Below are 20,606 nucleotides of genomic sequence, written 5' to 3'. Positions count from 1 at the left end.
GTCAATTAACTATAATTGTGATGCAATTAACTGAAGGTAATTGGGCATGCAAAGAGAGAAACTTTCCGCAATGATGGATGGCGAAGTTCTAGATTTAGAACTAGTAAACGCCATTTCACGTGATTCAACGTTAAAGCAACGTTGGGAGAGCTATCATCTTATTCGTGATACTCTACGTAACGAAACTAGCGAGGTCATGCATTTTGATATTGCTAGTAAAGTTGCGGCAGCACTAGAGAATGAAGCTGTGCGTATTAATCCTCAGGTAGTTGTTGAATCGCAGCCTGAACCTGCGACTTGGGGAAGTTTCCCATTCTGGGGCAAAATTCGTCCTTGGGCGAGCCAATTAACCCAAATTGGTGTGGCAGCTTGTGTTTCATTGGCTGTGATTGTTGGTGTTCAACAATATAATCAAAGTGATGCCGTTGATTCACCAGTTGATGAGCCTATGTTTAACACAATTCCAGTAGGAAGTGGTGCGCCAGTAAGCTTAAATATATCTGATAATCAACTGTTTGGTAACGAGCAACAACTGCAACAAGTTGAGCAGCAAAATCAACGTATTAATGCAATGTTGCAGCAGTATGAAATTGAAAGACGCTCAATGTTGAATCAGAATCAGCAATATCAAGAACCTGCACAAGCTGCGTCTTCAGCAGGAGTTAAATTGCAATAATGAATAAATGGTTATCCGTCATCTGCCTGACGGGCAGCCTGATTGTTTCTAATCAAGCTTCGGCATCTGAACAAGATGCCGATGTTCTTTTTAAAGAAATGGGAAATGCTGCCCAAGCTCTCTCTTATGAAATGTCATTTGTGACATTTAACCCTCAATCAATTACTCCTGTACGTTATCGCCATACTATTATTGATGGTAAGCCTGTTTCTCAGATGATCCAGATGGATTCGTCACGACGTGAAATTGTGCAAAAAGGTGACAGCATTAGCTATTTTGAGCCAGGGTTTGATGCATTTAGCTTAAATGGCAAAAATATTGTTGATAACTTACCTTCGGTAATTTTTGCTAATTATCAACAAATTAAACCGTATTATAATTTTATTGATGCAGGGCGCACTCATATTGGTGACCGACCTGCATTAGTGATCCGCATAATATCGAAAGACAATTCACGTTTTAACTATGTAGTATTGATCGATGAAGAAACGAAATTACCATTACGTATCGATCTTCTCGATAATAATAGTCAAACACTTGAACAATTTCGTGTGATCTCAACGGTACTCGATAGCAAAACAGTGAAAGATTCGTTGCTTACCTTGAGCAAGGTAAATATGCCGCCTTTATTGATTTCGCCCAAAAATGGCAATCCCTCATTTAAGTGGCAAATCGGTATGTTGCCACCAGGCTTCGAAGAAATATCGCGCTCTTCACGTAAATTAGCTGAAGACGATATAGTCGAAACGGCGATGTTTAGTGATGGTCTATTTACCTTTTCTGTTAATGTGACAAAATCTGCAAAAGGCCCGTTGTTAGATCAACCCTTACAAAATGGGCGTCGGACAATTTATACGATGGCGCAAAAACAACATGTGGTCACTATCATCGGTGAATTACCGTTGGCAACCGCACAAGTCGTGGCGGGTAGTATTCAGTTCCGGGAGTAAGTTATGGTAAAAGAGTGGGCAACAGTAGTCCGTTGGCAAAACGGTAGGGCGTTATTGCGCTATGGTTCTTCATCTGGCTGTGGAAGTTGCGGTGCTCGTAAAACCTGTGGTTCTTACGCATTAAGTAAAATAGGGCCAAATACGGAACATGAATTAGAAATTGCGATTGAACAGCCACTGGTGGTAGGGCAAAAGATTGAGGTCGGTATTCCAGAAGGTAGCCTGATACGCTCTGCACTATTAGTTTATTTAACGCCTATTTTAGGGTTATTTATTTTTGCAGGTCTAGCGCAATCATTTAGCTTAGAACAGTTTTGGATAGCTATGTCTGGTGTGGCTGGTGGTGTAATTGGCTTTTTTATAGCACGTAAGTTGGCGTCAAAATGGCGTGATGACGAAGCTTTTCAACCTGTAGTTTTACAAATTGGGTTACCTCCGACAGAGCTTTCGATACAAGTTAATTGCTAAATTTCAATGGGTTGTATTCGAAATATAAATTGGTACTATCACTAAAAAGGGAAACATGTAGTTTCCCTTTTGCGGTTTAAAGCTTATTAATAAATGGATGATTAGCAATTCATTGGCTTTTTAGATTATTTCGAGCAGGAATGAAAATAGTATAAGCACGGTGGTATAAAACAGTATATTTTACAGGGGAGTTAGCGATAAATTACGATAACTAACTTATTAACCTTATACAGGTTTACAGTTGTTTTACATTGAATCTTTGTGTTAGTGGGTTCTTGTATGTAAAATGCTGCTAATTAACAATCTTGTGATAATCATAGCATTTTAGTTTTGTCGCGATATTTGCACAAAGCTGATTTTGTAAGGCAATTTAAAAGAAGATATTACCTTGAAAATCAATAACATAAGAAACTTTTCTATCATTGCTCATATCGACCATGGTAAGTCTACCTTATCAGATCGTATTATTCAGATTTGTGGTGGTTTAACAGATCGTGAAATGGCGGCGCAGGTTTTAGACTCAATGGATTTAGAACGTGAGCGTGGGATCACCATTAAAGCACAGAGTGTTACACTCGATTATACCGCTGCGGATGGTGAAACATACCAATTAAATTTCATTGACACACCTGGCCACGTTGACTTCTCTTATGAAGTATCACGCTCATTAGCAGCATGTGAAGGTGCCCTGTTAGTGGTTGATGCAGGGCAGGGGGTTGAAGCTCAAACACTTGCAAACTGTTATACCGCTATTGAGATGGACCTAGAAGTTGTTCCTGTTTTGAACAAAATCGACTTGCCTGCGGCAGACCCTGAGCGTGTTGCGGATGAAATAGAAGATATCGTGGGGCTCGATGCACATGATGCTGTTCGCTGTTCAGCAAAAACAGGGATTGGCGTTCAAGATGTGATTGAGCGTCTGGTTAAAGAGATCCCCCCACCAGAAGGTGATGCGGATGCGCCTTTGCAAGCCTTAATCATTGACTCATGGTTTGATAACTATTTAGGTGTTGTTTCATTGATCCGTATTAAAAACGGCTCCTTGAAAAAAGGCGATAAAATCAAAGTCATGAGTACAGGTCAAGTGTATAACGCTGACCGCCTTGGTATTTTTACACCGAAGCGAATTGACCGCGATGTATTAAATTGTGGTGAAGTAGGCTGGTTAGTATGTGCGATTAAGGATATCACTGGGGCACCAGTAGGTGATACTTTAACAGGTGCTCGTAATCCTGCTGAAAAAGCGCTGCCTGGCTTTAAAAAAGTAAAACCACAGGTTTATGCAGGTTTATTCCCTGTAAGCTCTGATGACTATGAAGCTTTCCGTGACGCCCTTGGTAAACTTAGCCTGAATGATGCATCATTATTCTATGAGCCAGAAACGTCTACGGCACTCGGTTTTGGTTTCCGTTGTGGTTTCCTTGGCTTATTACACATGGAAATCATCCAAGAGCGTTTAGAGCGTGAATACGACCTTGACCTGATTACTACTGCACCAACGGTAGTGTATGAAGTAAAACAAACCAACGGTGAAATTGTGTATGTAGATAGCCCTTCGAAGCTACCTGCATTGAATAATATTGAAGAACTGCGTGAGCCAATTGCAGAATGTCACATGCTGATGCCTAAAGAGTATTTAGGTAATGTGATTACATTGTGTGTTGAGAAACGTGGTGTTCAGACCAATATGGTCTATCATGGTAATCAAGTATCGCTTACTTATGATATTCCAATGTCTGAAGTTGTTCTGGACTTCTTCGATCGTTTGAAATCAACCTCTCGTGGTTATGCATCGTTGGATTACGCATTTAAACGTTTCCAACCATCGGATATGGTGCGGGTCGATGTTCTTATTAACAACGAACGTGTTGATGCCCTCGCCTTGATTACTCACCGCGGAAATTCACAACATCGTGGGCGTGAACTTGTCGAAAAAATGAAAGAACTAATACCTCGCCAACAATTTGATATTGCGATTCAGGCGGCGATTGGTAACCATATTATTGCTCGTTCTACAGTTAAACAACTACGTAAAAACGTGCTTGCCAAGTGTTATGGCGGTGACGTTAGCCGTAAGAAGAAACTGTTACAGAAGCAAAAGGATGGTAAGAAGCGGATGAAACAAGTAGGTAATGTTGAATTACCACAAGAAGCGTTTCTTGCTATATTGCATGTTGGTAAAGACAACTAAGTTTACAAGGAGACTCAATGGCTAACACCTTTGCCTTGATCCTAACACTGGCAACATTAATCACAGGGATTATATGGTGTTTAGACAAGTTTAAATTTGCACCTGCTCGTAAAGCGAAGCTAAAGCAATTACAGGATGCGACTAACGGTGCAGTGAGTGAAGCGGATGTTGCGAATGCAGTTCGCCGTCCTTCATGGCTTGAAACAGGGTCATCTATTTTCCCTGTGTTAGCTATTGTGCTGGTTGTCCGCTCATTTATTTATGAGCCATTCCAAATACCTTCAGGGTCAATGATGCCAACTTTATTAGTTGGCGACTTTATGTTGGTTGAGAAATTTGCTTATGGGCTAAAAGACCCAGTTACGCAGACGACATTAATCGAAACTGGTAAACCTAAACGTGGTGATATTGCGGTATTTAAATACCCGAAAGATCCAAATGTTGATTTTGTAAAACGTGTGATTGGTATGCCTGGGGATAAAATCGTTTATAACCCAGATGCGAAAGAACTGACTATTTACCCAAATTGTGCTGATAACAAGTGCACGGAAAAACTCCCTATTACTTATGGTCCATTGGCACCGAGTGAATGGACGATGTTTTTTGATGTTGATTCTGTTGTTGACAGCCAAAAGGGTAATTATGAAATCCCATTGGACGAAGCATTACCTAGAAATGCACTGCGCCAGTATGAGCGTAGCGAAAAATTAGGCACCGTTGAGCATCAAATCCTAATTATTCGCCAAGCTATTACTGAAGCAAGGTATTTGCAACCGGGTATGCCAAAGAATGAATGGATTGTGCCTGAAAAGCATTATTTTATGATGGGTGACAATAGGGACAACAGTTCAGATAGCCGTATGTGGGGCTTTGTTCCTGAAGAAAACCTAGTTGGTCGAGCTGTGTTTATTTGGTTAAGTTTGGATAAACAAGAAAACGAATGGCCTACAGGTATTCGCTTTAGCCGAATTGGTCCACTATAATCTTATTAATTGGATCTGCCAAACGGTGGTTGTGCGGGTTTTCATTTGAAAATCCGCATAATCCGAAGCATTATTATTTTACCCAGTGTACAATATAGTTTAATTAATATTATTGGCTCTCCAATTATTAACCCTCCTTTATAATGCATGGTAACTAATGGTATTTTATAATTAGTTCTACTGAGCTGTATAAAATGTGGGTTGACTCGGGAGTCAGTGCAAACGCAACAGTTTTGTAAAATGGCTTATTTTACAGGTCTGTTGCGTGTGCTTTTTTATCAAATAAAAATGGTTGGGCGCACATGAACCCCTCTTTACTAGAAAGATTACAGCGTAAGCTTGGTTATCAATTCAATCAAAATGAGTTATTAATCCAAGCCTTAACACATAGAAGCGCAAGCAGCAAACACAATGAGCGCCTAGAATTTCTAGGGGACTCAATATTAAGTTTTGTTATTGCAAATGACTTATATCATCGTTTCCCTAAAGTGGATGAAGGTGATATGAGCCGAATGCGAGCAACACTTGTGCGTGGAAATACATTAGCGGAAATTGCCCGTGAATTTGAACTCGGTGAATGCTTGCGTTTAGGGCCGGGGGAATTAAAAAGCGGTGGGTTTCGTCGCGAATCTATCCTTGCTGATACTGTTGAAGCACTGATCGGTGGTATTTTTTTAGATAGTGATATTCAAACGATCGAAAGAATTATTTTAGATTGGTATCAAAGTAGACTGGATGAAATCAGTCCGGGTGATAAACAAAAAGACCCGAAAACAAGGTTACAAGAATATCTGCAAGGGCGTCATTTACCATTACCTAACTATCTAGTTGTTCAGGTAAAAGGTGAAGCTCACGATCAAGAATTTACGATCCACTGTCAAGTCAGCGGTATTGAACAGCCTATTAATGGGGTTGGGTCAAGTCGCCGTAAAGCAGAGCAAGCCGCCGCAGAGCAAGCATTGAAAATTTTGGAGCTTGAATGAGTGAATTACAATCCCACTGTGGCTTTGTGGCTATAGTTGGGCGGCCAAATGTTGGTAAATCAACATTATTAAATCAATTACTGGGGCAAAAAGTTTCGATTACATCGAGAAAGCCTCAGACGACTCGCCATCGTATTATGGGGATCCATACAGAAGATAATTACCAAATTATTTATGTAGATACTCCAGGGTTACATATTGAAGAAAAACGAGCTATTAACCGTTTAATGAATCGAGCCGCATCGAGCTCAATTGGTGACGTGGAATTAGTTATTTTTGTGGTTGAAGGCACTAATTGGACGCCTGATGATGAAATGGTATTGACTAAGCTATCTAGCTTACGTTGCCCTGTTATTTTAGCGATCAATAAAATTGATAATGTGGTCGATAAAACGATATTGTTGCCGCATATCGGTATGATTAGCCAGAAAATGAACTTTTTGGATGTTGTTCCTATCAGTGCGGAGAAAGGCACGGGTGTAGATACAATTGCTAAGATTGTGAAGCAACATATACCTGAAGCGACTCACCATTTCCCTGAGGACTATATCACCGACCGTTCCCAGCGTTTTATGGCATCGGAAATCATCCGTGAAAAGCTAATGCGTTTTCTTGGGGATGAATTGCCATACTCAGTGACTGTAGAAATTGAACAATTTAAAGTGACGGATTCGGGTATATATCATATCAATGGGTTGATTCTGGTTGAGCGAGAAGGCCAGAAGAAAATGGTGATTGGTAACAAAGGTAGCAAACTGAAAACCATTGGTACTGAAGCACGTATTGATATGGAAAGAATGTTTGATAATAAAGTACACCTTGAGCTTTGGGTTAAAGTTAAATCTGGTTGGGCTGATGACGAAAGAGCATTGCGCAGCCTTGGTTATGTCGACGACCTCAAATAATTGGTGGCAGAATGAGTGGTTGGCAACGTGCGTTTGTACTCCATTCAAGGCCTTACAGTGAGACAAGCTTATTACTTGATTTTTTCACTGAAGGTGAAGGGAAAATTCGCTTGCTTGCGAAAGGTGCTCGCCGTAACCGCTCACCATTAAGAGGCTGTTTACAGCCTTTCACACCTTTGCTGATCCGTTGGGGAGGCAAAGGTGAAATCAAAACACTCATTAATGCTGACCCTGTTTCCTTGGCTTTACCTTTAACGGGGACGGTTTTATATAGCGGTTTATACCTTAATGAATTAACCGCTCGAGTATTAGAATTTGGCACACCTTATTCAGCCTTATTTTTTGATTACCTTTCCTGTTTGCAAATACTCGCAGCAAGTGAACAGACCCCAGAATTTGCTTTACGCCAATTTGAATTGGCACTGCTTTCCTACCTTGGTTATGGGGTGGATTTTCTACACTGTGCAGGCAGTGGAGAGCCAGTTTCCGATACTATGACTTACCGTTACCGTGAAGAAAAAGGTTTTATTGGTAGTTTAATTATTGACCAGCTCAGTTTCACAGGTAAGCAACTTAAAGCACTGGCTAGTAGAGAATTCCCAGATGCTGATACATTGAAAGCAGCCAAACGCTTCACTCGCATTGCCCTTAAACCCTACTTAGGTGGAAAGCCCTTAAAAAGCCGCGAGCTATTTCGCCAATTTACCTACTCGCCTAAAGTGCAGAATAAGCCCAATTAAATATATTGTTATTTTAATGATTGAATGACCCCATATATTAAATATATTGATTATGGTTATTCGCCCCTTTTTTATTATTTTTACTGAAAGTCTTCGCTTTGAACAACGTGAATTTATCATTTCAATAAAATTCTACGAAGCGCTTCGCAAAATAAAAGTGTAACCATTGAAATAGGGCAATTAAGCTGGAATTCACCTCGAATGATGAGAGATTTATTCCCTCAAGACGGCAAATTACAGTAGGATAGAAGGGAGAGTTGTTTGTTATCGTTTATTTATTGGGAGAAAAAAATGGCTGAGCTTTTGTTAGGTGTAAATATTGACCACATTGCAACTGTTAGGAATGCAAGAGGCACTCAATATCCCGACCCTGTACAAGCTGCTTTTGTCGCTGAGCAAGCAGGGGCTGATGGCATCACGGTGCATTTACGTGAAGATCGTCGCCATATTACCGATAGAGATGTCGCCCTTTTAAATGAAACCATTCAAACTCGAATGAATCTTGAAATGGCAGTAACGGATGAAATGGTTGAGATAGCCTGCCGTATTAAACCTGCATTTTGTTGCTTAGTCCCTGAAAAACGTGAAGAAGTCACCACTGAAGGTGGCTTGGATGTCGCAGGTCAAAAACAAAAAATAGCTGATGCCGTTAAGCGCCTTTCTGAAGCGGGTATTTTAGTTTCATTATTTATTGATGCAGATCACGAGCAAATCGATGCGGCACAAGAGTGTGGGGCACCATTTATTGAGATCCATACTGGGGCTTATGCAGATGCGAAAACAGAACAAGAGCAAGAGTTAGAATTTCGTCGTATTCGTGATGGTGTGGTATATGCCGCAGGTAAAGGTATTAAAGTGAATGCAGGTCACGGGTTGACTTACCATAATGTTCAGCGTATTGCCCAATTACCGGAAATTTATGAGCTAAATATTGGTCATGCAATCATTGGTCGTGCTTTATTTAGCGGGTTAGCACAAGCCGTTGCTGATATGAAAAAAATATTATTAGAAGCGCGTAAATAATGGCGATTGTAGGGTTAGGTACAGATATTGTTGAAATAGCACGCATTGAGTCTGCAATTGAACGCACAGGTGACAGCCTAGCGAACAGGATACTGACAGAAAGCGAGTTCGTTCAATACCAAAAACAATCAAAGCCAGCGCGTTTTTTGGCAAAACGTTTTGCAGTCAAAGAGGCTGCTGCAAAAGCATTAGGCACAGGAATACGCAATGGTTTAGCATTTACCCAATTCGAAGTGACAAATGATAAATTGGGTAAGCCATTACTTAACTTAAATGGCGCTGCGCTGGAACTTGCAGGTAGCTTAAAAGCAACACATTTCCATGTTTCGATTACAGACGAACGCCACTATGCCGCTGCTACAGTCATTATTGAAAGTAATCGTTAAATAATGCTATGCCTAGCTGCCAGAAAATCTACTGGCAGCTTTCTAAGCATTAAAGCTCAATAGCGAGGGGAGGTTAATTGGGGTTAAATTTTATCAGCGTGGTGAATTGCAACAAATTTGTCCCATAACTGTTCTTCAGTTTCAATATGTTGAGGGTCGGTGATGATTGTGTTTGTTATCGGGCAGACAGATTGACACGTAGGTTTGTCATAATGGCCTACGCATTCAGTACACAGGCTGGAGTCAATTTCATAAATTTCATCGCCCATAAAAATTGCATCATTTGGGCATTCTGGCTCACACATATCGCAGTTGATACATTTTTTAGTAATTAATAATGACATATCAATAATTTACACTTAAATAAGTTAATAATTAGCAACTTATACCTTGCACTTATTCGTTACTTTCGTCTGGTATTTGTGATTTTATACAGTATATTTCATATTGAAAAATCTAAATTCGTAACACAAAACTCAACGCATCCCTTTTTATAGCTTAGAAAATACCTAGTGAGTGCACTTAAAGTAGAGTGCTTTGTTATATAGGGACATTTCAATGTCAGTAATGTCGGATAAAGCAATACAAAACTTAAAATCACCATCAGTTGATGAATATTTAGGTGCTTTACTGCGCTAGTAGCCATGCAAGCCCACTTATACAAGTACACACATGAGGTTTGTATTACTGCCGCTAAAATCATTTTAAATCATCTTAACAAGCTACGTCGATCTAAATACGAAGAATCACACTATCTATGCATTGATTTCAGTAAAGCAGGTAAGGTTACTATATATGCGGAGCTTCTGAAACAGATGAATTTAAAAGGTAGTAAGTTAGGCGAGTCTCTGTCAATTGTGTGAGAAAAAACAAAACTAATCAGAATAATGTTGGCAAGACTAAAAGATAAAGTGAACCTGCTTTGGCAGGTTTTTGTTGCCCAAGCCATAGATGATCTAGCTAGCTTGAGCAATAAATTATTTATTCGATTCTATTTTCTTATCCTGCTCATATAACTTAGCGCCTTTAGCTCGAAGTTCTCCATCGACAATTTCGATAGAATCAGCTTCTACAATAATTTTTTCCTGTGGTTCATTGCTAGATTGCTTCCCGTTTAATTTGATAGTGATTTCAGGAGCATTGATAACACCCTCTTTGACTTCTACCGATTCAGATGAAGTTTGTATGGAATTGGCCATAGCGAACGTAGATAGTGTGACTGAAATTACAGCTAAAGGTGCAATATATTTGCGCATAAAAAACACTCCATTGTGATGTATAAAACGGGATGCTATCAAATGAAGGTTAAATGGGTTACAAGTTATGTAAAGGTAGTTAGTTTAAGTGTGTCTAGCGAAACTCGGCAGGTTTGCTTCAATTTGCATTTCCTCTACGCTAACATCACTGAAATTAATTAATGGGATGGTGTGAGATGAAAAGGATACTAGCAGTTGTGTTGTTCATATGTTTTCAATCGTCTGTAATGGCGACTACCTACAGCTTGGATGAACTACAGGCGATGTTAGATAACAATAAAAAGCCAGAAGTAGTAAGCCCTTATAAGCAACTCATAAAAGTTAAAGGGCTAGGTGATTTTAAATCTTGCAAAGAGTGGCAAAAAGAACAATTAATACCTTATGCTGTGTATCCACAGAAAATAGGGGCTTCAATGGAGAAGTTATATTCTATTAGGGTGTTGATGGAGGATAGAACACTAACATTCAATTGTATTGATCTGGACAATGTGTCCGGTACTATAAATGAAGCAATGTACAAGTAATTTAGCCCTTACCTGCTGTCAGGTATTTCACTCAAATTTGAGGGACTGCTTACTCATAATCTATGCTCCTTTATCTGACGAAGTGGCTAAAGTTATTAATTATGAGGAACGACCTCCCCTAAATAACTTGTTATGCATGAAGTAGTTATTGATATATCGCCGATTAAATTGCTGATAAAAATTGAGTTGAATTATTAACCTTGAATGTAAAAGAAAATTAAGTGATTAATATTTACCGATAACATTCACTTGAATAAATATTTTCAGATAACAAAAGTTATGGTAGTAATAATAAAAAATTATTAGGGTATGGCTATGTTTGAAAACCTAGGTGTATTGAATTTTTGGACGTATTTGGCAGGGTTAATATTAATTATCATTGTACCGGGGCCAAACTCGCTTTATGTATTAAAAACAAGTACATCACATGGTACTCGAGCAGGGTACCGCGCTGCAATAGGGGTATTTACTGGGGATGCAATCCTGATTTTCCTTTCTTTTATTGGTGTCGCATCACTGATTAAAGCATCACCGACTCTATTCACCATTGTTCGTTACTTAGGGGCTGCTTATTTATTGTATTTAGGCTGCAAAATTTTGTATGCCAATTTTTTACAAAAGAAATCAATGTCTTCTGAACAAAGTACGATAGAAATTAAAGCTGAGAAATATTTCACTCGGGCTTTAGTACTCAGTTTAACTAACCCTAAGGCCATTTTATTTTATATTTCATTTTTTATTCAGTTTATAGATTTTAATTATTCTCATGCATGGGTACCTTACTTGGTATTAGCCACCATTTTGGAAGCTGTTAGTTTTTTATATCTGAGTTTACTGATTTTTAGTGGTTACTTAATTGCGCGTTTTTTACGTGAAAAACAAGTGCTGGCGAAGTTAGGAAACTGTACGGTTGGGGCGTTCTTCATGGGGTTTGCCGCAAAATTAGCTATTTTTAGCAATTAGCTGAAGATGATACGGGTGTCGACTATTTCAAATTGCAGTCACTCTAACATTTCGGGATAATCAATACATAAAATGTATTGAACAGAGGTAAGAGTGACGCAAATAGAAATTGATGAGTTTTGGATGCAACAAGCCCTAGAGCTAGCGTTGAAAGCGCAAGAGATAGGCGAAATCCCGGTGGGGGCGTTACTTGTTAAAGATAATCAACTAATTGCTTCAGGCTGGAATCGTTCCATTATTGACCACAACCCGACAGCTCATGCTGAAATTATTGCTTTGCAACAAGCAGGGCAAGCTCTGAGCAATTACCGTTTATTAGATACCACATTATATGTCACATTAGAGCCTTGCATCATGTGTGCAGGGGCGATAATTCACAGCCGAATTGGTCGTGTCGTGTATGGCGCTAAAGATTTTAAAACAGGGGCTTGTGGTTCATATATTAATATTATGGGGCAAGCTGGGTTAAATCATTATGTGGATGTGACTGGCGGAGTCTTAGCCGAAAAGTGTTCTTCAATGCTTAGTACTTTTTTTAAAATGCGCAGAGAGCAGAAAAAAGCACAAAAGCGTCAACAGAGTTAACGGTGTTATTTCACTATCCGATTTGCTATTAATTCGTAGGTTTAAAGCGGGTTATCTGGGGATTTAAGTGGTGGAACTGGCACTGGGTTATCAGTCTCTGTTTCATCTTGTAATGAATAAGGCGAAATCAAATAATGGCCTAAGGATAGCTTTTCCATGTTATGGATTTTAGGTGTTTGGTTAGAGGAGCTCATCGCCCCCAGGTTTTTAATGCTAACTTTTTCTGTAATAGGTGACTGATTTTCAGTTGGGTTAGCCCCTGTAGTTTTTAAGTTATCAGGCGAAATCAAGTAAGTTAATGACTTTTGAGCAATATCAAGCGTATGTTGTTTTCTTTCTCGGCTTTGCAAATAACCGACTAGGCTTTGATGATATCGACGAATATTTTCAACATAGCGATAAGCCTCATGTCCACGAGCATAGCCATAGGTTAGCTGTGAATAATATTTCTTTTGGGTCAGTAATGGTAACCGTGCTTTAACATCAAACCACCGATTTGGGTCCCCACCTAGCATTTCCGTTAGTTTACGCACATCCTGCATATGGCCATATCCCATATTATAAGCTGAAAGAGCGAACCAAATTCGGTCATCTTCTGCGATGGTTTCGGGTAACCGGTCCATTATATAAGCAATATAAGCAGCACCGCCTTTAATACTTTCTTCTGCGTCTAACCTATCGGCAATTCCCATCGTTGCTGCCGTTGGTTTTGTTAACATCATTAAGCCACGAACCCCGGTAGGAGAAGTTGCAAGGGGGTCCCAGTGAGATTCTTGCCATGCAATTGCTGCGAGTAGTTTCCAATCTATCTCTTGGGCATATTTTTCAAATAAAGGTTGGTAGTCAGGTAGTTTATTATCGATAGCTTTAATAAATGCCATGGTATCAAAGTAATCGAATGACTCTACGTGGCTAAAATACTTTTCATTTAACCGTGCTAATAATTCACTTTCATTGCTGAGATTGAAAAAGTCCAGTAATGCGGCATCTAAGCTATTTTCTTGACTACGTCGCATATACCAGGTAACAGCATGGTCATCTAATAGGTCAAAAGCGACAGCAATTTGAGGATGGATGCGCTGCTGTAAAGCGATGGCGATAGAATCTTCTAGTGTATAATCGATTTCACCATCAGCTAGCATCTCAAGTATTTGATTTGTAGTATATTGAGATGTTTCTTCCCATTTTAGATTTGGGTATTCCTTAGCAAGCTCCTTTAGCGTGCTAGCATGGGCGGTACCAGAGGTGACCAGTAGTTTGCCATCAATATCATTGAAAGATTTTGGCCTCGTGGTTCCCTTTCTATATACGAGTTGCTGGGTGACATTAAGGTAACTTGGCCCAGTTTTAGTTTTTGCTAACCTTTCTTTATTATAAAGTAGCCCAGCGACAGCGATATCTGCATCCCCATTTTCAAGATCATCAAAAATCTGCTCAAAATTTGGGCGAATGGTGATTTTTAGTTTAACACCAAGATATGAGGCAAACCCTTGGGCGAGTTCATAGTCAAATCCGCGCAACTGTTTTTGCTCATCTATATAGATAAGTGGTGAGCTAACAGCACTAATACGTAATTCACCTTGAGATATAATTCTATTAATTTGTGAATCTTGTGTATTTGGCCAACGGACGTTAAAACCAATGACCATTGTAGCCAGTAGCGTGATAACTAGGATGATTAGATAGTTAACTTTTAAGTTATTCAAATAATAGTTTCTCGTGCATTAACTGGTGCTGGTATACCTAAAAAGAGTATGGCTAAGTAATGGTTATAATTCCAGTGGTTGGCTATTTTGCTCAACAATCAAGATCGGTGCAACCTATATTATCGTATTTAGCACATAATAATATTTAACTAACCGCTTCATTTTTAATCACGCAAACGGTTTCGTATTGATGAACATTGCTCTATAATGTCCTTCGGTTTCCCTGCTTTCATGTTCAGGGCTGGCGTTTAAAAGAGAGAAATTAAGACTATGGAAATTTTGCGTGGTTCACCTGCTCTATCAGCATTTCGTATTACCCGCCTTTTGGCGCTGTTCGCAGAAAAACAGCTCCCTGTTACGGATATTTATGCTGAATATATGCACTTTGCTGAGCTGTCAGCGCCGTTAAGTGAAAGTGAGCAAGGCAAACTGAGCAGTTTGTTAAAGTATGGTCCTTCTCTGGCGGAGCATGACCCATTCGGTAAGCTGATTCTAGTGACCCCACGTCCGGGGACGATTTCTCCATGGTCTTCTAAAGCAACGGATATCGCGCATAACTGCGGTCTTACTCAAGTGAAACGTATTGAACGCGGAATTGCTTACTATGTTCAAGGGGACAACTTAACCCAAGAACAATGGCATGATGTAATCACTATTTTGCATGACCGCATGATGGAAACTATTTTTTCTTCTTTTGAACAAGCCAGTGCGTTGTTTGCGCAGCAACAACCAGCTCCCATGAAAGTGGTTGATATTATTGCTGGTGGACGCCTTGCATTAGAAACAGCAAATAAAGAAATGGGGTTAGCATTGGCTGATGATGAAATAGATTATCTGCTAAATGCTTTTACAGGCTTGAAGCGTAACCCAACAGACGTTGAATTATATATGTTTGCACAAGCAAACTCAGAACACTGCCGCCATAAAATTTTTAACGCAGATTGGGTTATTGACGGTGAAGAACAGCCGAAATCGCTGTTTAAAATGATTAAAAATACCTTTGAGAAAACACCTGATCACGTTTTATCTGCATATAAAGATAATGCTGCGGTAATGGAAGGCTCATCAGTTGGCCGCTTCTTCCCTGATCCAGAAGGGCGCACTTATCGTTATCATCAAGAAGATGCACATATTTTAATGAAAGTAGAGACACACAACCACCCAACGGCAATCTCTCCGTGGCCTGGTGCTGCAACAGGGTCTGGTGGTGAAATTCGTGATGAAGGGGCCACAGGTCGTGGTGCAAAACCAAAAGCAGGCTTAGTTGGTTTTTCTGTTTCTAACTTACGAATTCCGGGCTTTGAACAGCCATGGGAAGAGGATTTCGGTAAACCTGAGCGGATTGTTACTGCGCTGGACATTATGATGGAAGGGCCTCTTGGGGGGGCGGCATTTAATAATGAGTTTGGCCGTCCTGCGTTATTGGGTTACTTCCGTACCTATGAAGAAAAAGTTAACAGCCATAATGGTGAAGAATTACGAGGCTACCACAAACCAATTATGCTAGCGGGCGGTATTGGTAATATCCGAGCGGACCATGTTCAAAAAGGTGAGATCACCGTAGGTGCTAAATTAGTAGTACTTGGCGGCCCTTCCATGAATATTGGTTTAGGGGGAGGTGCTGCATCATCTATGGCGTCAGGTCAATCCGATGCTGATTTAGATTTTGCCTCCGTGCAACGTGATAATGCAGAGATGGAGCGTCGCTGCCAAGAGGTTATCGATAGGTGTTGGCAGCTTGGTGATGATAACCCAATCTTATTTATTCATGATGTGGGCGCTGGTGGTCTGTCAAATGCTATGCCTGAGCTAGTCAGTGATGGGGGCCGTGGAGGTCGCTTTGAACTGCGTAAAATCCTCAATGATGAGCCGGGAATGAGCCCATTAGAAGTGTGGTGTAATGAGTCACAAGAACGCTATGTTATGGCGGTTTCACCAGAACAGCTTCCTGTATTTACGGCAATTTGTGAGCGTGAGCGTGCGCCATTTGCAGTGATTGGTGAAGCAACAGAAGAACGCCATTTAACGCTAAATGACCAGCATTTTAATAATCAACCTATTGATATGCCGTTGGATGTGCTGCTGGGTAAAACGCCGAAAATGCTTAGGGATGTGAAAACCCTGAAAGCAGAAGCCGATGCATTAGATAGAACAACGATTAACCTAAATGAAGCGGTTAAACGTGTACTTCATTTACCTGCGGTGGCTGAGAAAACGTTCTTAATTACGATTGGTGACCGTACCGTTACCGGGATGGTCGCTCGCGACCAAATGGTCGGGCCATGGCAGATCCCTGTTGCAGATTGCGCAGTAACAACAGCAAGCTTAGATAGCTACTATGGTGAGTCGATGTCTATCGGCGAAAGAACGCCGGTAGCACTATTAGATTTCGCGGCCTCTGCACGTATGGCTGTCGGTGAAGCGTTAACAAATATCGCCTGTTCTTACGTTCAAGATTTAAAACGCGTCAAATTGTCAGCAAACTGGATGGCGGCAGCAGGGCATCCAGGGGAAGATGCTGGGTTATATGAAGCGGTTAAAGCCGTCGGTGAAGAGCTTTGCCCTGCATTAGGGTTAACCATCCCTGTTGGTAAAGACTCAATGTCAATGAAAACACGTTGGCAGCATGAGGGTGAGGAACGTGAAATGACGTCACCACTCTCATTGGTGATCACTGCATTTGGACGTGTAGAAGATGTGCGTTTAACAGTGACTCCTGAATTAAAAACATCGACAGATAACGCATTATTATTGATTGACCTTGGTCAAGGCCACAATGCATTAGGTGGTTCTGCACTCGCACAGGTTTATCGCCAATTAGGCAACAAAGCCCCTGATGTACGCAGCCCTGAGTTGCTGCTCGGCTTCTTTAATACTGTGCAGAAATTATTATCAGAGCAAAAATTACTCGCTTATCACGACCGTTCAGATGGCGGTTTGTTTGTCACATTAGCGGAAATGGCTTTTGCAGGGCACTGTGGGATCAATGTTGATATTAGCTCATTCGATGAAGACACTCTTGCCGCGTTATTCAATGAAGAACTTGGAGCTGTGATCCAAATTAATGGCGCGGATAAATCTTATGTAGAAGAATGCTTTGCTCAGGCTGGCTTGGCCTCTTGTGTTCATTATTTGGGGACGGCGACGCAAGATGATGCGGTGATAATTAATAGTCGCGATACGGTGGTTTATCATGGCTCTCGTAGCCAACTGCGCCAATGGTGGGCTGAAACAACATGGCAAATGCAACGTCTGCGTGATAACGAAGTGTGTGCTGATGAAGAGCACGCGATGAAACAAGATGACCAAGACCCTGGTTTACATGCTCATCTGACTTTTGATATTGAAGATGACGTCGCCGCGCCATATATTTTATCAGGTGTACGTCCAAAAGTGGCGGTATTGCGCGAACAAGGTGTTAACTCTCATGTTGAAATGGCAGCCGCTTTTGACCGTGCAGGTTTTGATGCGGTTGATGTTCATATGAGTGACTTGTTAGCGGGGAATTTATCCCTGAGTCAATTCCAAACACTGGTAGCTTGTGGCGGCTTCTCTTATGGTGATGTATTAGGGGCGGGGGAGGGTTGGGCAAAATCAATTTTGTTCAATAATAAAGTTCGTGATGAGTTTGCGGCATTCTTTAATCGTCCTGATACCTTATCCTTAGGGGTCTGTAATGGTTGCCAAATGATGTCAAACTTACATGAGCTGATCCCAGGAGCAGAGTACTGGCCACGTTTTGTTCGTAACCGTTCAGAACGTTTTGAAGCCCGCTTTAGTTTAGTTGAAATTGCGAATAGCCCGTCATTATTGCTGCAAAATATGGCTGGCTCTCGCATGGCGATAGCGGTTTCTCATGGCGAGGGGCAGGTAGAGGCTCGTGGTGCGGCACATTTACAGCAGTTAGAAGACAATGGGCTAGTAGCCATGCGTTTTGTGAATAATTATGGTCAAGTGACTGAGCAGTATCCAGCTAACCCGAATGGGTCAGTTAATGGGATCACTTCGGTTACCACAAAAGATGGGCGAGCCACTATTATGATGCCTCACCCAGAGCGTGTTTTCCGTACGGTGAGTAACTCATGGCACCCTGAAAACTGGGGAGAAGATAGCCCATGGATGCGAATTTTCCGTAATGCACGTAAACAATTAGGTTAATAGTTAATTAAGGTTGTTTATCAGGCCAGTTGATTTTTCTTCTGGCCTGTTTTTTTAGCGAGTGGGGGCGAAAACACTATTTCCAAAAGCGATTGATTTGTTCACGCAATGCTTCTGCGGTCTGCTTCCCTGTTTCACCAACTAAGGCTCTCCCAGCGATAAACGCTTTCGCTTTGATGCCATTGAATAAGTGGATATCCTCAGGAACGATACCGCCAGTGATAGACAGTTCTAGCCCAAGGTCAGAAAGCTGACGCATTTTTTCAATATCTTCGTTAGTCCAACCAATACCAGCGAGTTCAGCATCACGAGACCGGTGGTATATGGCTTGTGAGATACCAAGTTCAACCCAGTTTTTAGCATCTTCAAATGTCCAATTACCATAGATTTCGATTTGGATTTCCCGGTTAAATTCATCGGCGACTTTTTTACAGGCGGCGATAGTGGCGATATGAGCAGCCGCGGAAACGGTGATCCAATCTGCACCAGCCTCAAAGGCCATACGGGAAAGAATGGCACCGCCATCGGTAGTTTTCATATCACAAACAATAATATGGTTTGGGTATTGTTTGCGTAACGTGGCAACGGTATTCATTCCTTCCGCAAAGGCTAAAATTGTTCCTACTTCAATAATATCGACAAAGGAGTGCACATTTTCAGCGACGTTTAAAGCGGATTGTAAGTCAGTTTGGTCTAATGCAATTTGGATCAAAGGTTTGGTCATTGTGATTGTCCTAGAATATTTTCACGTATCAAACGCGCAAGGCCATCACCATTGTTATCTGTAGCACAAACGACATCTGCGTGGGATTTCACGGTATCATCGGCATTCTTCATTGCAACTCCTAAGCCCGCTAGCTCAATCATGGAGATATCGTTGTGATTATCGCCGACAGCGATAACTTGGTTTGGTTGATACCCCAGAGAGTTAAGGTGTTCAGCTAAACGTATTCCTTTATTATTGCCTTTAGCGGCGAAATCGAAACGGTTTGACCATGACTTTTCTGCATTAAAAGTTTGTTTTATCCAAGGGGAATTCAAGAAACGTTGTAATGTAGCGGGTTCACCTTCGACAACAAACTTCCAAATATAGTCAGCGTGCTGGACTTGTTCTTCAAATGAATCAATACGATAAATTTTGGGTGGATGGGCCATTGTTGGGTCGTTAGCCCATTGCTCCATTGCATTCATGTAATCGATAGGATCGACTTTTGAATACACCATGGCATCAGTGATATACATCACCATTTTCAGCTTGTCTTGTTGCGCGAGTTCGATAAAAGTGAGTGCATTTTGTTTGGTGAGTGCATTGTGCGTGATAACTTTTTCGTTTTGGTAATCATAGATATAAGTACCATTGCAACAAATAATAGGCGTGGTTAGCCCTAGCTCATCATAATAAGGGCGAGCAGCGGTATGATGGCGTCCCGTTACAATCATAACGTGACATTGCTTTGTTGCTGCCTGAATGGCTTGTCTGACTTCAGGGTGAATTGTGTGATCCTGAGTGAGTACGGTGCCATCCAAATCAAGTGCTAATACTTTATACATAGTGGATTACCTCTATAGCTAATTAGTGATTTTCTTTTGTTATCATTAAATTAGCATAATGCTTGATCAATAACCTGATAAACATCATCAATCGTTCGACAGCGGCGCAATTTATTGAGGTCAACGCCTGTTTCACTGTCTTCATCATCAAGAACGCGAGTGACTTCCATTAAGCCTTCCATGTGTTCATCTGATGAACTGCCAGCAAGAGTGATCAGCACATCGACGGGTTCCTCTTCCCCATCAAAAATAATGGGGCTTTCTAATGTGACAAGGGCAAAAGCCGTGCGGATCACACCATCTTCAGGCCTAGCATGGGGAAGTGCGAGATTGGGCGCGATACAAATGTAAGGACCGAGTTTTTCGACGCTACTGATAATCGCATCATGGTAGGCGGGTTTGATTGCGCCAGAAGCGACCAGCATATCCGTACCGATTTTAATGGCATCACGCCAGTTGGTTGCGGATGCTTGTAGCTGGATTGAATTATTATCAATTAATGACTGTTTAAACCCCATCATTGTCTTCCTTTTAATATTAAATGAACATTTAAGGTCA

The 20,606-nt window shown here is 40.9% G+C and carries 20 protein-coding genes and 1 pseudogene; 15 read left to right on the top strand and 6 right to left on the bottom strand.

The window, feature by feature from the left end:
• The first annotated feature begins 46 nt into the window (after window positions 1–46).
• From rseA to acpS, 10 genes are all read left to right on the top strand, one after another.
• Window positions 47–676, top strand: coding sequence for an anti-sigma-E factor RseA (gene rseA / locus ACHB7C_RS11465; RefSeq protein WP_042844719.1), 630 nt, complete (start codon window positions 47–49; stop codon window positions 674–676).
• Complete coding sequence (gene rseB, locus ACHB7C_RS11460) at window positions 676–1,626, top strand: sigma-E factor regulatory protein RseB (RefSeq protein ID WP_042844718.1); 951 nt, start codon at window positions 676–678, stop codon at window positions 1,624–1,626. The genes rseA and rseB overlap by 1 nt, the downstream gene beginning before the upstream one ends.
• A 3-nt stretch (window positions 1,627–1,629) precedes the next feature.
• A complete protein-coding gene (gene rseC, locus ACHB7C_RS11455; RefSeq protein WP_042844716.1) occupies window positions 1,630–2,094 on the top strand; it encodes a SoxR-reducing system protein RseC in 465 nt (154 codons plus the stop codon).
• Window positions 2,095–2,488: 394 nt separating this feature from the next.
• Window positions 2,489–4,285, top strand: a complete 1,797-nt coding sequence (lepA, locus tag ACHB7C_RS11450; RefSeq protein ID WP_042845371.1) for a translation elongation factor 4 — start codon at window positions 2,489–2,491, stop codon at window positions 4,283–4,285.
• 17 nt (window positions 4,286–4,302) lie between these two features.
• Window positions 4,303–5,268 (top strand): signal peptidase I, encoded by a 966-nt coding sequence (lepB, locus tag ACHB7C_RS11445; protein ID WP_210814093.1) that lies wholly within the window; start codon window positions 4,303–4,305, stop codon window positions 5,266–5,268.
• A 302-nt stretch (window positions 5,269–5,570) separates the two neighbouring features.
• Window positions 5,571–6,251, top strand: coding sequence for a ribonuclease III (gene rnc / locus ACHB7C_RS11440; protein ID WP_042844714.1), 681 nt, complete (start codon window positions 5,571–5,573; stop codon window positions 6,249–6,251).
• Window positions 6,248–7,156: a GTPase Era gene (gene era, locus ACHB7C_RS11435; RefSeq protein ID WP_042844713.1), complete on the top strand. Its 909-nt coding sequence runs from the start codon at window positions 6,248–6,250 to the stop codon at window positions 7,154–7,156. Before rnc ends, era begins: the two co-directional genes overlap by 4 nt.
• An 11-nt stretch (window positions 7,157–7,167) precedes the next feature.
• Window positions 7,168–7,896, top strand: a complete 729-nt coding sequence (recO, locus tag ACHB7C_RS11430; RefSeq protein ID WP_129466143.1) for a DNA repair protein RecO — start codon at window positions 7,168–7,170, stop codon at window positions 7,894–7,896.
• 291 nt (window positions 7,897–8,187) lie between these two features.
• Window positions 8,188–8,919 (top strand): pyridoxine 5'-phosphate synthase, encoded by a 732-nt coding sequence (gene pdxJ, locus ACHB7C_RS11425; RefSeq protein WP_042844710.1) that lies wholly within the window; start codon window positions 8,188–8,190, stop codon window positions 8,917–8,919.
• The gene (gene acpS / locus ACHB7C_RS11420; RefSeq protein ID WP_395347354.1) at window positions 8,919–9,305 is read left to right on the top strand and encodes a holo-ACP synthase; all 387 of its coding nucleotides are present in this window, start codon (window positions 8,919–8,921) and stop codon (window positions 9,303–9,305) included. Before pdxJ ends, acpS begins: the two co-directional genes overlap by 1 nt.
• A gap of 83 nt (window positions 9,306–9,388) precedes the next feature.
• Here acpS and ACHB7C_RS11415 read toward each other — a convergent pair whose 3' ends face one another.
• The gene (locus ACHB7C_RS11415) at window positions 9,389–9,649 is read right to left on the bottom strand and encodes a YfhL family 4Fe-4S dicluster ferredoxin (protein WP_042844708.1); all 261 of its coding nucleotides are present in this window, start codon (window positions 9,647–9,649) and stop codon (window positions 9,389–9,391) included.
• A gap of 301 nt (window positions 9,650–9,950) precedes the next feature.
• Between ACHB7C_RS11415 and ACHB7C_RS11410 the strand changes: the two are divergent.
• A pseudogene (locus ACHB7C_RS11410) lies at window positions 9,951–10,150 on the top strand (recombinase); the annotation flags it as partial.
• Window positions 10,151–10,282: 132 nt separating this feature from the next.
• On the opposite strand, the gene ACHB7C_RS11405 reads toward ACHB7C_RS11410, so the two are convergent.
• Window positions 10,283–10,561: a hypothetical protein gene (locus ACHB7C_RS11405; protein ID WP_042844707.1), complete on the bottom strand. Its 279-nt coding sequence runs from the start codon at window positions 10,559–10,561 to the stop codon at window positions 10,283–10,285.
• 176 nt (window positions 10,562–10,737) lie between these two features.
• Between ACHB7C_RS11405 and ACHB7C_RS11400 the strand changes: the two genes are divergently transcribed.
• From ACHB7C_RS11400 to tadA, 3 genes are all read left to right on the top strand, one after another.
• Window positions 10,738–11,085, top strand: a complete 348-nt coding sequence (locus tag ACHB7C_RS11400) for a hypothetical protein (protein ID WP_042844706.1) — start codon at window positions 10,738–10,740, stop codon at window positions 11,083–11,085.
• Window positions 11,086–11,400: 315 nt separating this feature from the next.
• Complete coding sequence (gene leuE / locus ACHB7C_RS11395) at window positions 11,401–12,048, top strand: leucine efflux protein LeuE (protein ID WP_395347351.1); 648 nt, start codon at window positions 11,401–11,403, stop codon at window positions 12,046–12,048.
• A gap of 93 nt (window positions 12,049–12,141) precedes the next feature.
• Window positions 12,142–12,633 (top strand): tRNA adenosine(34) deaminase TadA, encoded by a 492-nt coding sequence (gene tadA / locus ACHB7C_RS11390; protein ID WP_198860770.1) that lies wholly within the window; start codon window positions 12,142–12,144, stop codon window positions 12,631–12,633.
• 41 nt (window positions 12,634–12,674) lie between these two features.
• Here the strand turns inward: tadA and mltF are convergent, their stop codons facing one another.
• A complete protein-coding gene (gene mltF / locus ACHB7C_RS11385; RefSeq protein WP_072035165.1) occupies window positions 12,675–14,339 on the bottom strand; it encodes a membrane-bound lytic murein transglycosylase MltF in 1,665 nt (554 codons plus the stop codon).
• Window positions 14,340–14,609: 270 nt separating this feature from the next.
• Between mltF and purL the strand changes: the two genes are divergently transcribed.
• Complete coding sequence (gene purL, locus ACHB7C_RS11380) at window positions 14,610–18,497, top strand: phosphoribosylformylglycinamidine synthase (RefSeq protein ID WP_048607870.1); 3,888 nt, start codon at window positions 14,610–14,612, stop codon at window positions 18,495–18,497.
• A 76-nt stretch (window positions 18,498–18,573) separates the two neighbouring features.
• Here purL and ACHB7C_RS11375 read toward each other — a convergent pair whose 3' ends face one another.
• Genes ACHB7C_RS11375 through ACHB7C_RS11365 form a run of 3 tightly spaced genes read right to left on the bottom strand, consistent with a single transcriptional unit; the run spans window position 18,574 to window position 20,566 of the window.
• Window positions 18,574–19,221 (bottom strand): 3-keto-L-gulonate-6-phosphate decarboxylase UlaD, encoded by a 648-nt coding sequence (locus tag ACHB7C_RS11375; RefSeq protein WP_210855634.1) that lies wholly within the window; start codon window positions 19,219–19,221, stop codon window positions 18,574–18,576.
• On the bottom strand, window positions 19,218–20,048 hold the full coding sequence (locus tag ACHB7C_RS11370) for a Cof-type HAD-IIB family hydrolase (protein WP_048607865.1): 831 nt from the start codon (window positions 20,046–20,048) through the stop codon (window positions 19,218–19,220). The genes ACHB7C_RS11375 and ACHB7C_RS11370 overlap by 4 nt, the downstream gene beginning before the upstream one ends.
• Window positions 20,049–20,098: 50 nt before the next feature.
• Window positions 20,099–20,566, bottom strand: a complete 468-nt coding sequence (locus ACHB7C_RS11365) for a PTS sugar transporter subunit IIA (protein ID WP_042844695.1) — start codon at window positions 20,564–20,566, stop codon at window positions 20,099–20,101.
• Window positions 20,567–20,606: the final 40 nt, after the last annotated feature.

This window comes from Providencia sp. 2024EL-00732 (assembly GCF_044006275.1).
GTDB lineage: Bacteria > Pseudomonadota > Gammaproteobacteria > Enterobacterales > Enterobacteriaceae > Providencia > Providencia huashanensis.
The sequence above is the reverse complement of the archived record's forward strand: the minus strand, read 5'-3'. Positions and strand labels throughout refer to the sequence as shown.